Here is a 17,801-nt window from a genome sequence, read left to right as displayed (position 1 = left end):
TTACGCCTCCTGACGATAAATCGTTACTTGAGTGATTCCGTAAACGGTTTCTCTTGTTTTTTCTAGTGTACCAATCGTTTCCGGTAATTTGACAGTTTTATCTGTTTCACAAACGATAACGGCTTCGTTTGTTAATAACTGCCGTTCTAACATCTTTTCTAATTGTGAAACAATTTCTTGTTTGGCATAGGGCGGATCCAATAAGACCAAATCAAATTGTAGCTTCTCTTCATAAAACTGTTCTAAGGCACGATTAGCATCCATTTTTCTAACTTCAAATTTTTCTGGTTCTTTTGTAATCGCAATATTTTCTTTAATTACTTTTAGTGCAGCAAAATTCTTTTCAATACAAATACTTTTGTCCATTCCACGAGAAACGGCTTCAATCGCTAACCCGCCACTTCCTGAATATAAATCCAGCGCCATTCCACCATCGAAATATGGACCAATCATATTAAAAATAGATTCTTTTACTTTATCTGTTGTGGGCCTAGTATTGTCGCCATCTAACGCTTTCAGACGCCGGCCACCATATTCTCCAGAAATAACACGCATTGTTTCGACTCCTTTATCAATCATTCTTTTATAATTCATTATAACAAAAAGAGTGAAAAATGTTTGAAATTTCTCATAACATTTCTCACTCTTTTGCATTAGACATTCTCTGCTAAGCGAATCTCTGTAGATAATTCCTCTACTACATAGCCGTCGTCTTCTTGTTCTTGATAAGCCGCTTTGGTACCAATTTTTTCAGCAAAATTCATTTCGACATCTGGTCGATACGATTTATCGACACTACGAACAAAATGTAACTGATTAATTTTTTCCATGTTACTTTCAATATTTTCTTCATTCATGTAAATCACCACATATTTCATTTTTCGTGAAACATAGTGAATCAGTCCATATCGGCGTAACTGTTTTAACGGTTTTAATGTGTATACCCAAACAATTAGGCAACGACGCTCTTGAAGCGTAAATTCTTTTTCTTCTTTAGCTTGCATGGCAGCTTCCTCCACAACCTGAATGTTTCTTTCCTCGTTCAAAGAAAGGATTTCCAGCATCTACTTTAATATCTTCAGAAATTAGTTGCGCAATCTTTAAACCAATTGTATCTAGCAACGTTTGAACGTTTGTCTCAGCAAAACGATAATTTGCAACGATTTCATTTAAATCAAGCGCCCGCTTCGCTTTACGTAGGGCTCGTTGTTTCTCCCGAAAATCGGGTGCATGAATTCCATAAGCTTCTACTCGTTCAAAGGCTGACTTAGCTTCTAAAAATGCTTTTTGTAACTGAGCAACTTCCGCCGAAGCATACATAGCTTTTTTTGCTTCTTTATAGTTTTGAACAGCATCACTTTCTAAAAGTGCTGAAATTAAACATTCTGTTTGATCTTCAATTGCAAATAAATGTTCTGTCACAATCATAACTTTTCACTACTCTCCGTGATTTGCCTATTTTCTGGTCGTTTCTCTAATAAGACTAACACACCTTCATTGGAAAAGGCAACGCCCAATTCTGTCGTTTCTGACTCAGCAAAATAGCTATCATATTGCGGGTCCGAAAACCATGACAAAATAGTAAAGGTACTATCATAAACAGGTTCTTGGAATATACCTGCTGGTTCTCTCAACGAAAGTTTGCTCGTTTTAACTACTAAAGAAAATTCGTCCTTAGTCAAATGAAAGGGATGAATGGCTGTATGTTCCTCTCTCGTTTGTAACAATTCTGCTTGTCGATTTGCCGACAAAATTGTTGGAGTATGGTTAGCCATCGTTTGATACAATGTTTGGGCATCTTTTTGGCTTTGTGTAGAAACTGAAAAAGCAGCTTGACTTTCTTGCTGTTTAACCAGATTCATGACATAAATCGCTTGGTTACTTTGAACAGGATCGAAGGTCATTGACTGCGTTATATCAACTGGCAAAGGAGAACCTTCATTTAATTGATACGGCATTTCCGTGAGCAACGTTTCTTTATTGACATAATTAACTGCCATTAAACCGCCTGTCCGCTGATTAAAAAATAACACTGCAAAACTGCCATTATCAAAAGCAACCAGTGGTCGATAGTTCATATCTTCTTCCATCAGCTCGACATCGTAAGCTTCATGATGAAAATTAAATGCAAAATTCGAATAAATCGTCATTAAATCAGACAAGTCAGCAAGCTTCATATCTATTTTAAACGGTTCTATCATTTTGTCATTGTTAAAGGCCTTAATTGCGATGACTTTATTTTCTCGAACGTTGACTTCTAAGTAATCATTCATCGTCAAACCGAACGTCCATAATTCATACGTACGACCTGTTTTAATTTTTTCTTTAGGATTGCCAAACTGGCGGATAAAGGTTTCCACATCTTTCCCTATGTATGCTGCGTAGCCAGAAGCTGGCAATTCTTCATGAGGAACAGCGGTGTGAGCGCTGGATAAGCGCCCACTTTGAGCTGTTTCGGTTGGTTTTTCAGCAGGGAAAAAAACTGGCTCTAAATATCCGATGAGTAGAACTGTTAAAAAAACAGCAGTAAAGGCCCAAAATCGCTTCATTTTTTCCCCTCTCATCTTATTTTTCTTTCACTTCTAATAACAAATCACCTGAGCTGATTGCTTCGCCTTCTTCAACATAAATGTGATCAACCGTGCCCGCAAAACGTGCTTCGATAGTCGTTTCCATTTTCATGGCTTCTGTAATCAGCAACGGCTGACCTTTTTCTACTTTATCGCCACGTTTGACCAATACTTGTAGAACAGAACCAGACATCGTTGCGCCGATTTGTTCTTTATTAGTTGGTTCTGCCTTTTGTTTTACTTGAACAGCAGACTTAATGGAGGCATCTTTAACTAAAACCTCACGACGTTGCCCATTCAAATTGAAGAACAAGACACGGTTTCCGTCAATATCAGGTTCGCCAATTTCATCTAAACGAATAATTAACGTTTTTCCTCGTTCAATTTGAACTTCCAATGTCTCTCCTTGACGAATACCATTAAAGAATGTTGGCGTATCTAATAAGGTTATATCTCCAAAGGTTTCGTATTTTTGACGATACTCTAAAAATACTTGTGGATACATTAAATAACTTAAAACTTCTTCCAATTTAGGTTGATACCCAATTTTTTCGGCTAATTCTTCTTGTACTTTCGCAAAATCAACAGGTGCTGCTAAGTCACCTGGCCGCTCTGTGAAGGCTGGTCGACCTTTTAGAATAATTCGTTGCAGCTCTTTCGGGAACCCACCAACTGGTTGACCTAAATCACCTTGGAAAAAAGTCACAACGGATTCAGGAAAACTTAGTTCTTCGCCACGCACATAAACATCTTGTTCTGTCAGATGATTTTGAACCATGAAGAGTGCCATGTCTCCCACGACTTTTGAAGATGGCGTCACTTTTACAATATCGCCAAACATCAAATTCACTGTGTGATACATTTTTTTGATTTCATCCCAACGGTGCCCTAAGCCTACCGCTTTTGCTTGCTGCTGTAGATTAGAGTATTGCCCACCAGGCATTTCATGCATATAGACTTCTGTTTGCGGGGCATTTAACCCATTTTCAAATGGTTGATAATACATGCGCACATCTTCCCAATAATGATTGATTTTCTGTGCATTATCAATGTTAATAGTTGGCGTCCGTTCACCATTGACTAAAGCATAATATAGACTGTTCATACTTGGCTGGCTAGTTGCGCCACTCATCGCACTCATTGCGACGTCAACAATATCAACGCCTGCTTTAGTAGCTGCTGAATAAGTGATGATCCCATTGCCACTAGTATCGTGGGTATGGAGATGAATTGGTAAATCCGTGGCTGCCTTTAATTCACTAATTAAACGATAAGCAGCTTGTGGTTTCAATAAGCCAGCCATATCTTTAATCGCAATGATTTGTGCCCCTAAATTTTCCAATTCTTTAGCCATATCAAGGTAATATTGAACATTATATTTTGCTCGGGCTGGATCATTGATGTCCCCAGTATAACAAATTGCTGCTTCCGCAATTTTTCCGGTATCCCGAACGACTTGAATACTTTTTTCCATTTGAGGAATCCAGTTTAAGCTATCAAAAATTCGGAAAACATCGACTCCTTGGCGAGCGGATTCTTTAATAAATTCTTCAATAACATTATCAGGATAATTTTGATAGCCTACCGCATTAGATCCTCTGAACAGCATTTGTAAAAGTGTGTTTGGCATCAACTGACGAATTTTTCTTAAACGTTGCCATGGGTCTTCGGTTAAGAAGCGATAGGCAACATCGAACGTAGCGCCACCCCACATTTCACTAGAAAACAGCTCAGGCAGGGCTGCATCAGTTAGACCAGCAATTGCTTTAAAATCTTGTGTTCTCACACGAGTAGCTAATAAACTTTGGTGCGCATCACGGAACGTGGTATCTGTCATTAACACACTTTCTTGATTCTTAACCCAATCGATGACGGCGGTTGCTCCTTGAGCGTCTAGAATATTTTTAGCTGTGATCACTTTTTCTGGAACTTCAATATCTGTCGGCACGCGCGGGGCTTCAAAATATTTTTTCTCCGTTCGTTCAATGCCAGGGAACCCATTGACCGTTACTTCTCCAATGTATTTCATCGTTTTATTGCCACGATCGCGCATACGAGGAAATTCAAATAATTCAGGTGTATTATCAATAAAGGTTGTTTTGGCTTCGCCAGATTGAAACGCTGGATAGCTCACAACATTTTGTAAAAACGGAATATTTGTTTTCACGCCACGAATCCGAAATTCTTTTAAGCAGCGTTGCATTTTACTGATTGCCTGTTCAAAAGAGAAACCATGCGTACAGACTTTAACCAATAAAGAATCAAAGTAGGGCGTCACAGCGTAGCCAGAATAAGCATTCCCTACATCTAAACGCACACCAAAACCACCTGGTGAACGATACGTATCGATTTTCCCTGTGTCTGGCATAAACTGGTTCAGGGGATCTTCAGTCGTAATCCGACATTGAATAGCCGCGCCTTTTAATGTCAATTCGTTTTGTTTTGGCAAATGCATATCTTTATGCAAATCAAGCCCTTGTGCAATTTGTAATTGAGAGATCACAATATCAATATCTGTAATCATTTCTGTGATAGTATGTTCTACCTGAACACGAGGATTCACTTCAATAAAATAAAACTGATCCCCTTCTACTAAAAACTCAACCGTTCCCGCATTCACGTAGCCGACATGCGCCATTAACTGTACAGCAGCCGAACAAATGGCTGCTCGTTGTTCTTCATTCATTGATACACATGGTGCGACTTCTACCACTTTTTGGTGGCGTCGTTGAACGGAACAATCACGTTCAAATAAATGCAAGACATTCCCATGATGATCGCCTAAAATTTGTACTTCGATATGTTTAGGATTAGAAATATACTTTTCAACATAAACCTCGTCAGAACCAAAGGCTGCTTTCGCTTCACTTTTTGCTCTTTCGTAACCTTCTCGTGCTTCTTTGGCATCGTGGGCAACGCGCATCCCGCGACCGCCGCCACCTAAAGCAGCTTTAATCATGATAGGAAAGCCATGCGTTTCACCAAAAGCTACGACCTCTTCCACCGTTGCTACTGGCCCATCTGAGCCTGGAATCGAAGCAATCCCCGCAGCTACAGCTGCTTCTTTCGCTTTAATTTTATCGCCAAAAATATCTAAATGGTGTGTTTTAGGTCCAACAAAAATGATTCCTTCTTCTTCACAACGTTCGGCGAAGCGTAAGTTCTCTGATAAAAAGCCATAACCAGGATGAATGGCATCTGCTCCCGATTTTTTGGCAATTTGGATAATATTTTCAATGTCTAAATAGGCTTCAATTGGTTTTTTCCCCTTACCAACTAAATATGCTTCATCTGCTTTGAAACGATGAACAGAATACTCATCTTCTGCAGCATAAATCGCTACTGTCTGGATATCTAATTCTGTACAAGCTCTAAAAATTCGAATCGCAATTTCGCCACGATTGGCAACTAATACCTTTTTCATAACGTCACTCCTACCATCAATTTCCTTCAAATTTATTGGTTCTGTTCTAAAGATAAATAGTACTCCTTTTCTAATTTCTGACGTGTTTCATCTGCACTGATATTCAGGACAAAGGCCACAGCAATCGAAATAATCAGCAAACTATTCCCACCTTGACTCAAGAACGGGAAAGTAATTCCTGTTAATGGAATAATCCCAGTAATCCCACCAACATTAATAAAGACTTGAATTAATAACATTGTACCAATTCCAATACACATTAGTGAATTAAAAGGTTTCTTCGAGCGTACACCGACTAAAATAATTCGCGCAATCATAAACATCAACAATCCTAAAATCGCTAGACCACCGATAATGCCTAACTCTTCTAAAGTAATCGCAAAGATAAAGTCCGTATGTGCTTCTGGTAAAAAGCCTTTTTTCTGAACACTATTCCCTAGACCTTTGCCAAACCAGCCGCCGTTACTGATTGCATAATAAGAATTAGCTAACTGATGGCCTAAGTTCCGTTCATCTAAAAATGGATTTTTAAAAACAGCAAAACGATTATAAATATATTGATAACGCGCTGGGAAAATTTTTCCTTTAGACATAATTAATAACTGAATAGCCGTGATACTACCTAAAATGCCCAAGCCACCGACCAAGTAGGTATACATATAATTAATCCCACTTGCTAAAACCATCACGATGGTAATTAATGTTAGAATGGCCGCATTCCCGAAGTCAGGCTGGATTGCAACTAGAGCAATTAATACAAAAACGAGCATCAATGGGCGCCCGGCAGCTTGTTTAAATTGATCCATACCTCCATTAATTGTCTTTTGTCGCCGTGCTAAAATATAAGACAGATACCAGACAACCATAATTTTTAAATACTCAGCTGGTTGCATCGAAAATCCACCAATCTCAATCCAACCACGTGCGCCGTTAATTTCTTTCCCGATACCAGGAATCCGAACGGCTAAAACCATAACCGTAATTACTGCAATGGCAAACATGATAAAACTTCGATTCTGGAAAACGGATGTTTTCATCTTATAAATAAAAAACATTGCAACTAACCCTACTACCCAAAAGGCAACCTGGTTAATAACGAATGAGGTAGGTGAAAAACCTTTCATTACTTGTAATGCGGATGTGGAACTATATACCATAATCAATCCCACGATACTTAAAATTAAATATGGAATAAAAATACTATAGTCTAGCAAATGCCGTTTCTTTACTTTGTTTGGCAAAGCTTAACCCTCCTTGCCAATCTCGTTTTTTTCTTGTGTTTCTTCATAAACATCTGTATATAATTGATTCAATTCGCGTTCTAAATCACTTAGTAAACGATGTCCTTCATCATTAGTTAAAATCCCCAAACGGGTCGCATAGGTCACTTGTCTTGAAAAACCATACATTTGTGTATCCACCACTTCTTCAAATGCTTTACATTGAGAAATGCACAAACTGTTTTTTTGATTACGAATAAGCATTTTAATGCGTTCTGCATCGTCTTCTAATAATTGAATGGCAAATTTCTTTGAAATTCCTTCGTCCATTTGTACAGAACCTCCCTATCTTAATTAAATAATTATAACATAATTCTCAGTTAGATACATGATGATTTCAGAAAATTTCCTTTAAGAAATTTTCTAAAACCAAGCGATATATTAAGTAAGAAATCTCTTTATATAACAAGCTTATTTTATCAATACAACAACAAATACATTAAAAGACTTTTTTCTTATTTTCTGCTTTTAATTTTAAATAAAATAACAAACTATATCATTTTTTTGTCTCTTGATATTCTTTAATTACTTCTAAAAAGGCGGTACCATATTTATCTAATTTATTTTGGCCGACCCCTTTTATTTGCAATAATTGAATCGTTGTTTGCGGTAATTTTTCACACATTTCTTTAAGTGTACTATCGGAAAAGACTACATATGGCGGCACACCTGCCTCTTGAGCCATGTCCATACGTAATTCGCGCAATCGTTCAAACAAGGCATCATCCACTGCTACTTTTCGTACTTTTTGGTCTTCTTTTCGGAAGACTTTCCGTTCCCCTAAAAGCACCTGAACACCTTCTGTCGAGACTGATAACAACGGAAATTGCCCATCAGAAGGAATTAAATAACGTTCTGCTGTCAAATAATCAATCAGCTGTGTGACTTCTTTTTGGGTGCGGCCTTTCATTAGTCCGTATGTTGGCAAACGATCAAAATGCCATTGATCAATTTTTTGATCGTTTGAGCCAGTCAAGACTTTACCAACTAAGCCCTTACCGAAACGTTCTCCCATACGTTTTACACAAGACAAGACTTTTTGGGCATCGACCGTAATATCGACTAATTCTCGATTATCCAGACAATTCGAGCAGCGACCGCAGTCCGTCCCTTCTTCACCAAAATAGCGTAAAATATATTTTTGTAAACACATTTGTGCATTCGCATATTGTGACATTTCCCGTAATTTCAAGTACTCTTTCTGCTTATAATCAATGGTCATTTCAGATTGTTCAATAAAGTATTGTTGAATTTGCAAGTCTTGTGGAGCAAACATTAACACAGCATCACTAGGTAGACCGTCACGACCAGCTCGGCCCGCTTCTTGGTAATAAGATTCAATATTTCCTGGTACTTGTGCGTGAATGACAAAACGAACATTACTCTTATTAATCCCCATACCAAAGGCATTTGTTGCTACCATCACTTGCACTTGATCATACAAGAACGCTTCTTGATTTTCACTACGTAGCTGTTCACTCATGCCCCCATGATACATCCCAGCCGCAATTTTTTTACTTTCTAATAAATGATAAATTCGTTCAACTTCCTTCCGCGTGCTTGCATAGATAATACCTGATTGCCCAGTATTCATCTTTAAATATTCCAAAAGAAAAACGTCTCTGTTTTGATCCTTCACGACTTGAAAAGATAAATTTTCTCGAGCGAATCCTGTTTTGATTTCATTTTCTGATGGAATTCTTAATTGCTTGACAATATCCTCCGCTACTTGTGGCGTTGCTGTTGCTGTTAGTGCAATCACAGTTGGTTGCTGTTGAAATTGATCGATAATCTCTGCTAAACGCAAATAGCTTGGACGAAAATCATGCCCCCATTGTGAAATACAGTGTGCCTCATCTACTGCCAATAAATCAATCGGTACATGTGTCAGCATCTGTTGAAAATCATAAGATTCTAATCGCTCTGGCGCAACATACAATAGCTTGACTTCTTTGTTAACCGCTAATTGAATACGATGATTCATTTCTTGATAGGAAATGGTACTATTGATATATGTAGCTGGAATCCCCATTAAATTCAGGGCATCTACTTGATCTTTCATTAAAGAAATTAATGGTGAAATCACCAATGTTAAATTATCCAAAAGTAAGGCTGGCAACTGATAACAAATCGATTTGCCTCCACCTGTTGGCATAATGCCTAAGACATTTTCTTGTCGCAATACATGACGAATAATCGTTTCTTGTCCTGGCCGAAAATCATCATAGCCAAATGTATCTTTTAATAATTCTTGTAATGCACTCATTTATTGCGCTCCAATCTTTGTTCTACAAGTCATTTTAACACGCTAATCTAACAGGAACAAGGTGTGTTAAAACAAGACACAATCGTGAAACACCAGTTAACGTGAAACATCAAAAAGAATGAAAAATTGTGAAAGCTTGCTATCAAAAGCTTTCAAAAATAGCGACATTTGCTTGTTGTGGATAACGAGTAGTTATCCACACATAAAAAAATAACCTTATCTTAAAATACGCATTAATTCGTTTTTGCCATCAAAAAAACCAACTATTTTCGTAGTAAAACGAGCATAGTTGGTTTAAATGTTTATTTGTCGAAAAATTATTCAGCTTTTTTCTTTTTCTTGCTTGCTTTTTCGCGTTCGTTTTTGTTAAGAATTTGTTTTCTTAAACGGATGCTTTCTGGTGTTACTTCACAGTATTCATCTTCATTCAAGAATTCTAATGATTCTTCTAACGTTAATTTTTTCGGTTTTTTAATGACTGATGTTTGGTCTTTCGTTGCCGAACGAACGTTAGTCATTTGTTTAGCTTTTGTGATGTTCACAGTTAAATCGTTGTCGCGGTTGTTTTCCCCAACAATCATTCCTTCGTAAACTTCTGTCGTTGGTTCAACGAAAACTGTACCACGTTCTTCAATACTCATAATTGAGTAAGTCGTTGCTTTACCAGTATCGATTGAAACTAGTGCACCTTGATGACGGCCACCAATCGTTCCTTGAATCATTGGTAAGTATTGATCGAAGGTGTGGTTCATAATACCATAACCACGAGTCATTGATAAGAATTCTGTTGAATAACCAATTAAGCCACGAGCTGGTGCTAAGAAGATTAAACGCATTTGTCCGTTACCGGCATTAATCATATCTTGCATTTCGCCTTTACGTAAACTTAGGGATTCAATCACGCTACCCATGTATTCTTCAGGTGTGTCAATTTGAACACGTTCAAATGGTTCACATTTAACCCCATCAATTTCACGTTCAATAACTTCTGGACGAGAAACTTGTAATTCATAGCCTTCACGACGCATATTTTCAATTAAAATTGATAAATGCAATTCGCCACGGCCTGATACAGTCCAAGAATCTGGGCCAATTGGATCAACACGTAAAGATACGTCTGTTTGTAATTCAGCCATTAAACGTTCTTCGATTTTACGAGCGGTGATGTATTTTCCTTCACGTCCCGCAAATGGAGAATTGTTAACTAAGAAAGTCATTTGTAAGGTTGGCTCATCAATGTGTAGAATTGGTAATGCTTCTTGATTGTGAACATCTACAACTGTTTCCCCAACGAAAATGTCTTCCATTCCGGAAACGGCAATTAAATCGCCCGCTTTTGCTTCATCAATTTCCACACGTTGTAGGCCAAAGAAACCTAAAATTTTCGTTACACGGAAATTTTTCACGCTGCCATCTAATTTCATCAACGCAACTTGGTCGCCGACTTTCATTGTGCCACGGAACACACGGCCAATCCCAATACGTCCAACGTAATCGTTGTAGTCTAGTAATGAGACTTGGAATTGAAGTGGTTCGTCTGAATTGTCAACTGGAGCTGGCACATGTTCAATAATTTTATCAAAAATTGGGGCCATTGTTGGCTCTTGATCTGCTGGATCATCTGATTCACTTGAAGTTCCGTTTAAAGCAGAAGCATAAACAACTGGGAAATCTAATTGATCGTCGTCTGCGCCTAATTCGATGAATAACTCTAAAACTTCATCTACTACGTGTTCAGGACGAGCAGAAGGTTTGTCAATTTTGTTAACAACCACGATTGGTGTTACTTTTTGTTCTAATGCTTTTTTCAATACGAAACGTGTTTGAGGCATTGTTCCTTCATACGCATCGACAACTAAAACAACACCGTCTACCATTTTCATGATACGTTCTACTTCACCACCGAAGTCCGCGTGTCCTGGTGTATCTAGAATGTTGATACGTGTACCGTTATAATCTACGGCTGTATTTTTTGCTAAGATAGTAATTCCACGTTCACTTTCAAGTGCATTGGAATCCATTGCACGTTCTTGTAATTGTGTGTGTCCATCTAAAGTGTCAGATTGTTTTAAAAGTTCATCTACTAAGGTTGTTTTACCATGGTCAACGTGGGCGATAATTGCCACGTTACGAATATCATCTCTGTATTTCAATTTAATTGCTCCTTATCTATATACGCTTATGTTACTTAAGTCCATAAAAGCCGACTGCTTATTATAGCAAACTTTTTTCATTAAAAAAAGGCTTTCGCCTGCAAAAATAATGAAAGTTTTAGAAATTATTCGGCTTTTTCTGAAAACAAGGACATTTTTTTACAAATTTTTCTCTTTTAAAAGAGGAAGAGCCTTACCTTTCAGCAACGCTCTTCTTTGATTATTCCGATTCATTTAAGTATCGGGTAAATACTTCATCATAGGTTTCAGGAGTTGCTGCAATAAAGTATTCACGACCCGTAAAAGTTAATGGTTTTCCTGTAATACCAGAGTATTTAAACCCGAATTCCTCCAAAAGTACTAAGCCTGCTGCATAATCCCAAGGACTTAGATTAGATAAATAGCCATGATGGTTGCCTTTTAACATGGCGATAATTTCCAAGCCTGCACAACCGCTAATACGCACGCCCATGCTTGCTTGTCCGATTTCCGTTGCGTGATGAATATTTTTTCCATGCATGTAAGCATTCATGCCCCATAATCCATCTGCCAAGGCTTTCATAGTAGGCGCTTTTAATAATTGATTATTCCGATAAACGCCAAGCCCTTTGCCGCCCCAATAAAGTTCTTCTCGCATCACATCATAGATAAAACCTAATTTACCAATGCCGTCTTCATAAACAGCTAACATAATACAAAAATTTTCTCTTTCCATCACGAAATTCATTGTGCCATCAATCGGATCGATGATCCACACGCGACCAGCAAAACTTTTTAAAGTATTGTAGCCTTTTTCTTCCCCTAAAATTTGATCTTCGGGAAAATTTGTTTGAATTTTATTCATTAAAAATTCTTGGGTTTGTTCATCCATATTTGTCACTAAATCGGTGCGGCCATTTTTCTGTTGAACGGTTAACTCTGATTCCAAGTTCATTCGAATCACATCGGCTGCTTCAAAAAGCCAACTTTGAATTGTTTGAACAAATTTTTGCGTTTCAGTCATCTAATCATCCCCCAGCTTTAATTTACCGCTTCCCTGTTTTTTAGCTTGTTGAAGCGTACGATATAACGAATATCCTGAAGCATTTTCAAATTCACGACCTAAGCGTTTTTCTTCGCCGATACTTTTAACGACCGTTTTAAATTGTTGATAAGTTGTTAAAAATTTGTCAACAGGCAAGCCTGTTTCGTTGGCTTGCTCAACTGCTGTCCACATATTAGTGACAATCACCATTTCCTCTGTTGTCCAATCTAAATCTAATGGATATTGATAGTCTTTCATGTCTTCACCTCATCTTCTCTAGTTTAGCATATTTTCATAAAAAAACATCTTATTTACGTCGATTTTTTAATGCGTTAAAGAGAGGATATTCTGCTGTTCCTTTGCGATACAAACTTTGTTGTGAAGCATAAATACCGCTATTTCCTGAACACATAAAACTGATTAAGCAGACCATGAAAAAATAGACCGCCGCTTCACTACCAAATAGTTCAATGCCCATAATGAAACAAGCAATCGGCGTATTCGTGGCGCCAGAAAAAACACCAATAAATCCTAAACCTGCTAAAAAAGGAATTGACAGATGTAACAAAGGGGCCAAAGAACTACCTAACGTAGCCCCAATTTCAAACAATGGCGTCACTTCTCCTCCTTGAAATCCGGCACCCAAGGATAACACCGTAAAGAATAATTTCCCAACAAAATCAAAAGGCTGCGCATTGCCTGCAAAAGCATCTTCTAGTAAAGGTAAACTCAAGCCTAAATAACGTTGGTTGTTTAAGACGAGCACAAACAGAACGACAATGGACGCCCCAAGAAACGCACGAAGGTAGACATTAGCAAACCAATTTGCATAGGTCTTTTTTAAAAAGACAATGGAACGACTAAAAACCCAACCTGCCAAGCCAAAACAAATCGATGCCAAAAATAATTTTACAAATAGATCAACTGACCAAGTCGGAATTTTGCCCATCGGATAATGCGTATGTGTTACACCAAAACTTTCAGTTACAAAATTAGCAAATAAGCCTGCAAAAAAACTTGGGAAAAGTGCCTCTGCACGAACTTTTCCAATCGCCAAAACTTCTAATCCGAAAACCGTTCCCGCTAATGGTGTGCCAAAAACAGAACTAAAACCTGCACTAATTCCGCTAATAATAATTACTTGTCGTTCCAAAGCGGACAGTTTAAAGACTTTTCCTACAGCATTTGCGATTGCGCCCCCCATTTGCACCGCCGTCCCTTCACGACCAACAGAACCACCAAATAAGTGCGTAGTAATCGTGCCAAACAACGTTAAAGGAATTAAGCGCAAGGGAATATCTTCTTCCCCGCCATTGCCTTGTTCAATCACTAAGTTATTTCCTCGGCTAGCATTTTTCCCAAAACGCGTATAGAAATACGTAAAAACGACACCGCTAATAGGGAGGATAAAGAGTAACCAAGGGTTTGCTAAACGAACATCTGTTACATAGGTAAGACTCTTTAAGAAAAAGGCGGATAACGCCCCCATAAATAAACCAATAATTGCGGTAATGAGCAACCATTTTGCCATATAACCGCCGATTGATAGTAGTTGCTTTGTTTCTTTTTTCACTTTACATGCTCCTTTACAATTTTCTTATCGCCAATCCTAGCGTACAGAAAAAGCCTACCAAAGGGTACACTTCTCCCGTTTGGTAGGCGTCATTAATTTATTCGTCCGATAAATAGTTCGTGGTGAACACCATCACCATGTTGCTATTAAACTATTAAAAATAATACCACGCAACTCTGGAAAGTGCAATAGAAGAATAACTCATTACCTTTAACAACCTTCACGTGTCTTTTTAGACACTAGCTCATTAAAAAAAATAACCATGATTTCTTCGCTTTCCAGATCTAACAACTTAGAAATCAATTTAATATCTGAAGCTTTAAATACAACCTCTCCTTTTAATTTCTTATAAATTGTTGAAGCTGAGATTGGTTGACCTGCAGCGGTCATTTCACTTGCTAACCATTCAACATTTTTCCCTTTTAATTTCAATTTTGAATGAATTAAATTTGATTCCATTTTACTCCCCCTTTTCACCCCTTTTAGTGTCTTATTAGACACTGGAAGTATATCATTTTGTGAAAAAACCGTCAATATATGCCTATTCAATAGTTATTTATCACTCTATGTATAGAGTAAAACATGTTTCTTTTGCGACACTTTTTGTGCTAGAATGTTTTTACGGAGGTGGTTTTTTTGAAAGAAAATTTTTTGAAGCAAAAAAGGATGGAGAAAAATCTTACATTAGAACAAGTTGGAAATTTTGTTGGTGTTGGAAAAAGTACCGTCAGGAAATGGGAAACTGGAATGATTGAAAATATGGGGAGGGATAAAATTGTCGCCTTATCTAAAATTTTAGATGTATCACCTCTTGAAATCTTAGGTATTCCTGAAACGGAAGAAACGCCATTTGTTGTCCCAACCAATATTATGAACATTTACAAACAGTTAACAACTGAAAATCAAGAAGCAGTCTTTCGATACGCTCAAAAGAAATTAACAGAACAAAATTACTTTTAATATTTATTTTAAATAGATGAATGCTAGACTTTTTAGTCAACGTCAAACAAAAAAAGCTTATCCTTACGGATAAGCTTTTTTTAGATTGACTGTTGGCCAAAATACTGACGCCATTTGGTTTTCATGGCTGTCGTCATCGGCAACGCCGCTTCTTTTACAGCACAATATTTGTCAACAAAGGTTACAATGTAACTTTCTTTGTATTTTGGTGGTGCAATAGTTGCGCCCCACATATGTTTAATAATAATGTCTCGTTCTAAATCAGACAACTCTGTAATTTTTTCAGCATTTTTGGCTGCAATTCGTGGATGAACATAGGCATGAGAGCCTTCGTCAAACTTTGTTGTGCGCCAATCATAGTAAAACAAATCATGTAATAAACCAGCACGAGCTGTTGCACGAGCATTGCCGTTCCAACGCTTTGCTAATTTATAGCTATGATAGGAAACACTAATTGAATGTTCTAAACGAGTTGAATGCATATGTTGTGTGTATTCTGCTAATTTTTGGACTTCTTCGGTTGCTAATAAATCTTCTACATAAGAAAGATATTCTTCGTCTTCACGCCATTTTTCTGTCATATAATTGGGTGCCACCTTTTCTAATCCTTTTATAACTTGACTCGAGTATAGCACCCCAGCTATTTAATTACTATGAATTTCTCAATCTGTAACTTAACTTTAATATTTGCTTAATAAGTTTAGCGTTCAACGCAGTAAAATTTTCACAAAAACTTCTACATTTCTTCTGGTGCATGTAACCCTAGTAAACGTAAATCTTCTTTTAGAACAGTAGCTACTGCATAAACTAACGCTAAGCGTGCCTCTTTTTGAGCATCTTCATCCAAAATCCGAACATGGGCATAATATTTATTGAACGCTTGTGCTAAATGAATGCTATGTTTCGCAATAACAGATGGTTCATATTTTTCAGCAGCTTGCATCACAGTTTCAGGGAATTTTTGTAACAACTTCACGACTTCCCAGCTATCCTTGTCATTTAGTGCATAACGTTGTGTAGCGTCTGGTGTAAAGTTTGCTTTACGTAAAATACTCATCGCACGAGCATGTGTATATTGAACATATGGCCCAGTTTCGCCTTCAAAACGAACAACTTCATCTAATACAAAATCGAAATTATTTAGACGATCATTTTTAAGGTCATGGAAAATAACTGCACCTACACCTACTTGTTTCGCCACTTCTTCACGATTTGCTAAGTCTGGATTTTTCTCGTTAATTTGATTTCCTGCTAAAGTAACAGCTTCATTCAATACTTCTTCTAATAAAACAATTTTCCCTTTACGTGTGGATAATTTTTTACCGCCTTGAGTAATTAAACCAAACGGAATGTGTTCCATATCATCTGACCAGTCAAACCCTAGTTCTTTCAAGACTGCTTTTAGTTGTTTGAAGTGATTGCTTTGTTCGTTACCGACTACATAAAGTGATTTGGCAAAATCATACGTCCGTTTACGGTAAAGCGCAGCAGCTAAATCCCGTGTGATATATAAGGTCGCACCATCTGATTTACGAATAAGTGCTGGATTTAAATTATATTCTGTCAAATCAACAATTTCTGCACCTTGATTTTCTGTTAATAAATGTTTTTCTTCTAATAAAGTAACAATTTCATCCATTTTATCATTATAAAAGGCTTCGCCATTGTATGAATCAAATTCAACTTCTAACATGGAATAGATTTTATCAAATTCTTTTAGAGACTCGCTACGGAACCATTTCCATAATTCATTGGCTTCTTGGTCTCCTTCTTCTAATTTTTTAAACCATGCACGTGCTTCGTCTTCTAATTCTGGGTTTTCTTCTGCTTCTTCATGAAATTGCACATATAAGCGCAATAATTCATTAATTGGTTGTTGGCGGACTGCTTCTTCAGAACCCCATTTTTTATAAGCTACAATTAACTTACCAAACTGTGTACCCCAGTCACCTAAGTGGTTAATCCGAATTGGCTGATACCCAATTTTTTCTAAAATAAAGGCAATTGAATTCCCGATTACCGTAGAACGTAAGTGCCCCATAGAAATTGGTTTAGCAATGTTTGGTGAAGACATATCAATAGGAACATTGCCATTATTACCAAAGGTACTGTTTCCGTAGTTGTTTTTTTCTTTGACTACTTCGCCAATAACAGCTTGACTGACTGCTTCTTTATTCATGAAGAAGTTTAAATAAGGTCCCACCACTTCAATTTTTTCAAAATTTGTGCCATCAATTTTTTCTGCTAATTCTGCTGCAATTTGTTGTGGTGCTTTACGATAAATCTTAGCTAATGAAAAGGCTGGAAAAGCAACATCTCCATGATCAACAGATTTAGGATTTTCCAATAATTGTTCGATTTGATCCATCGTTAATTCTTCATTTAAAACATCATGTAACGCTTTTGCTACGATTTCTTTGTTGTTCATAAGAACCCTCCTGATTAATTTGTAAGTATAAAAAAACAAAAACGTCTCTGACAAAACAAAATGATTTGTTTTGTCAGAGACGAGAATTTACCCGCGGTACCACTCTAATTGTCTATACTACTT

Annotated in this window: 16 protein-coding genes and 1 riboswitch; of the genes, 1 reads left to right on the top strand and 15 read right to left on the bottom strand. The window is 37.3% G+C overall.

Going from position 1 to position 17,801, the window contains the following annotated elements; translation table 11 throughout:
* From rsmD to HMPREF2810_RS13835, 13 genes are all read right to left on the bottom strand, one after another.
* Positions 1 to 594 (bottom strand): 16S rRNA (guanine(966)-N(2))-methyltransferase RsmD, encoded by a 594-nt coding sequence (gene rsmD, locus HMPREF2810_RS13895; RefSeq protein WP_002414371.1) that lies wholly within the window; start codon positions 592 to 594, stop codon positions 1 to 3.
* A gap of 59 nt (positions 595 to 653) precedes the next feature.
* Positions 654 to 1,004 carry a YlbG family protein gene (locus HMPREF2810_RS13890; protein WP_002359714.1) on the bottom strand — a complete coding sequence of 117 codons (351 nt, stop codon included), beginning with the start codon at positions 1,002 to 1,004 and terminating at the stop codon, positions 654 to 656.
* Positions 994 to 1,428: a YlbF/YmcA family competence regulator gene (locus HMPREF2810_RS13885; protein WP_002384211.1), complete on the bottom strand. Its 435-nt coding sequence runs from the start codon at positions 1,426 to 1,428 to the stop codon at positions 994 to 996. The genes HMPREF2810_RS13890 and HMPREF2810_RS13885 overlap by 11 nt, the downstream gene beginning before the upstream one ends.
* Entirely contained in the window at positions 1,425 to 2,549 is a 1,125-nt protein-coding gene (locus HMPREF2810_RS13880; protein ID WP_010815207.1) for a CAP-associated domain-containing protein, read from the bottom strand. The genes HMPREF2810_RS13885 and HMPREF2810_RS13880 overlap by 4 nt, the downstream gene beginning before the upstream one ends.
* A gap of 16 nt (positions 2,550 to 2,565) precedes the next feature.
* A complete protein-coding gene (locus HMPREF2810_RS13875; protein ID WP_010815208.1) occupies positions 2,566 to 5,994 on the bottom strand; it encodes a pyruvate carboxylase in 3,429 nt (1,142 codons plus the stop codon).
* Positions 5,995 to 6,026: 32 nt separating this feature from the next.
* Positions 6,027 to 7,235, bottom strand: a complete 1,209-nt coding sequence (locus HMPREF2810_RS13870; RefSeq protein WP_010717097.1) for an FtsW/RodA/SpoVE family cell cycle protein — start codon at positions 7,233 to 7,235, stop codon at positions 6,027 to 6,029.
* Between the two features lie 3 nt (positions 7,236 to 7,238).
* A complete protein-coding gene (locus tag HMPREF2810_RS13865; protein ID WP_002356684.1) occupies positions 7,239 to 7,544 on the bottom strand; it encodes an Fpa/YlaN family protein in 306 nt (101 codons plus the stop codon).
* A gap of 226 nt (positions 7,545 to 7,770) precedes the next feature.
* Positions 7,771 to 9,540 carry a DNA helicase RecQ gene (gene recQ, locus HMPREF2810_RS13860; protein ID WP_002384207.1) on the bottom strand — a complete coding sequence of 590 codons (1,770 nt, stop codon included), beginning with the start codon at positions 9,538 to 9,540 and terminating at the stop codon, positions 7,771 to 7,773.
* A 317-nt stretch (positions 9,541 to 9,857) separates the two neighbouring features.
* Complete coding sequence (gene typA, locus HMPREF2810_RS13855; protein WP_002356682.1) at positions 9,858 to 11,693, bottom strand: translational GTPase TypA; 1,836 nt, start codon at positions 11,691 to 11,693, stop codon at positions 9,858 to 9,860.
* 220 nt (positions 11,694 to 11,913) lie between these two features.
* Positions 11,914 to 12,696, bottom strand: a complete 783-nt coding sequence (locus HMPREF2810_RS13850; protein ID WP_002384205.1) for an inositol monophosphatase family protein — start codon at positions 12,694 to 12,696, stop codon at positions 11,914 to 11,916.
* Positions 12,697 to 12,975 (bottom strand): UPF0223 family protein, encoded by a 279-nt coding sequence (locus HMPREF2810_RS13845; RefSeq protein WP_002356679.1) that lies wholly within the window; start codon positions 12,973 to 12,975, stop codon positions 12,697 to 12,699. It lies immediately after the preceding gene.
* Between the two features lie 49 nt (positions 12,976 to 13,024).
* The gene (locus HMPREF2810_RS13840) at positions 13,025 to 14,290 is read right to left on the bottom strand and encodes a voltage-gated chloride channel family protein (protein ID WP_002384204.1); all 1,266 of its coding nucleotides are present in this window, start codon (positions 14,288 to 14,290) and stop codon (positions 13,025 to 13,027) included.
* A 76-nt stretch (positions 14,291 to 14,366) separates the two neighbouring features.
* Positions 14,367 to 14,436: riboswitch (Fluoride riboswitch) on the bottom strand.
* Between the two features lie 64 nt (positions 14,437 to 14,500).
* Positions 14,501 to 14,824 (bottom strand): hypothetical protein, encoded by a 324-nt coding sequence (locus HMPREF2810_RS13835; RefSeq protein WP_002384203.1) that lies wholly within the window; start codon positions 14,822 to 14,824, stop codon positions 14,501 to 14,503.
* Between the two features lie 93 nt (positions 14,825 to 14,917).
* Between HMPREF2810_RS13835 and HMPREF2810_RS13830 the strand changes: the two genes are divergently transcribed.
* Positions 14,918 to 15,250, top strand: a complete 333-nt coding sequence (locus HMPREF2810_RS13830; RefSeq protein WP_002356667.1) for a helix-turn-helix domain-containing protein — start codon at positions 14,918 to 14,920, stop codon at positions 15,248 to 15,250.
* 80 nt (positions 15,251 to 15,330) lie between these two features.
* On the opposite strand, the gene HMPREF2810_RS13825 is transcribed toward HMPREF2810_RS13830, so the two are convergent.
* Both HMPREF2810_RS13825 and argS read right to left on the bottom strand, forming a co-directional pair.
* Complete coding sequence (locus HMPREF2810_RS13825) at positions 15,331 to 15,831, bottom strand: HD domain-containing protein (protein ID WP_002356666.1); 501 nt, start codon at positions 15,829 to 15,831, stop codon at positions 15,331 to 15,333.
* A 155-nt stretch (positions 15,832 to 15,986) separates the two neighbouring features.
* Positions 15,987 to 17,678, bottom strand: coding sequence for an arginine--tRNA ligase (gene argS / locus HMPREF2810_RS13820; RefSeq protein ID WP_002384202.1), 1,692 nt, complete (start codon positions 17,676 to 17,678; stop codon positions 15,987 to 15,989).
* Positions 17,679 to 17,801 lie beyond the last annotated feature (123 nt).

The sequence above is a fragment of the Enterococcus sp. HMSC078F03 genome (assembly GCF_001811595.1).
Lineage (GTDB): Bacteria > Bacillota > Bacilli > Lactobacillales > Enterococcaceae > Enterococcus > Enterococcus faecalis.
This window is presented reverse-complemented; position numbering and strand designations above follow the sequence as displayed.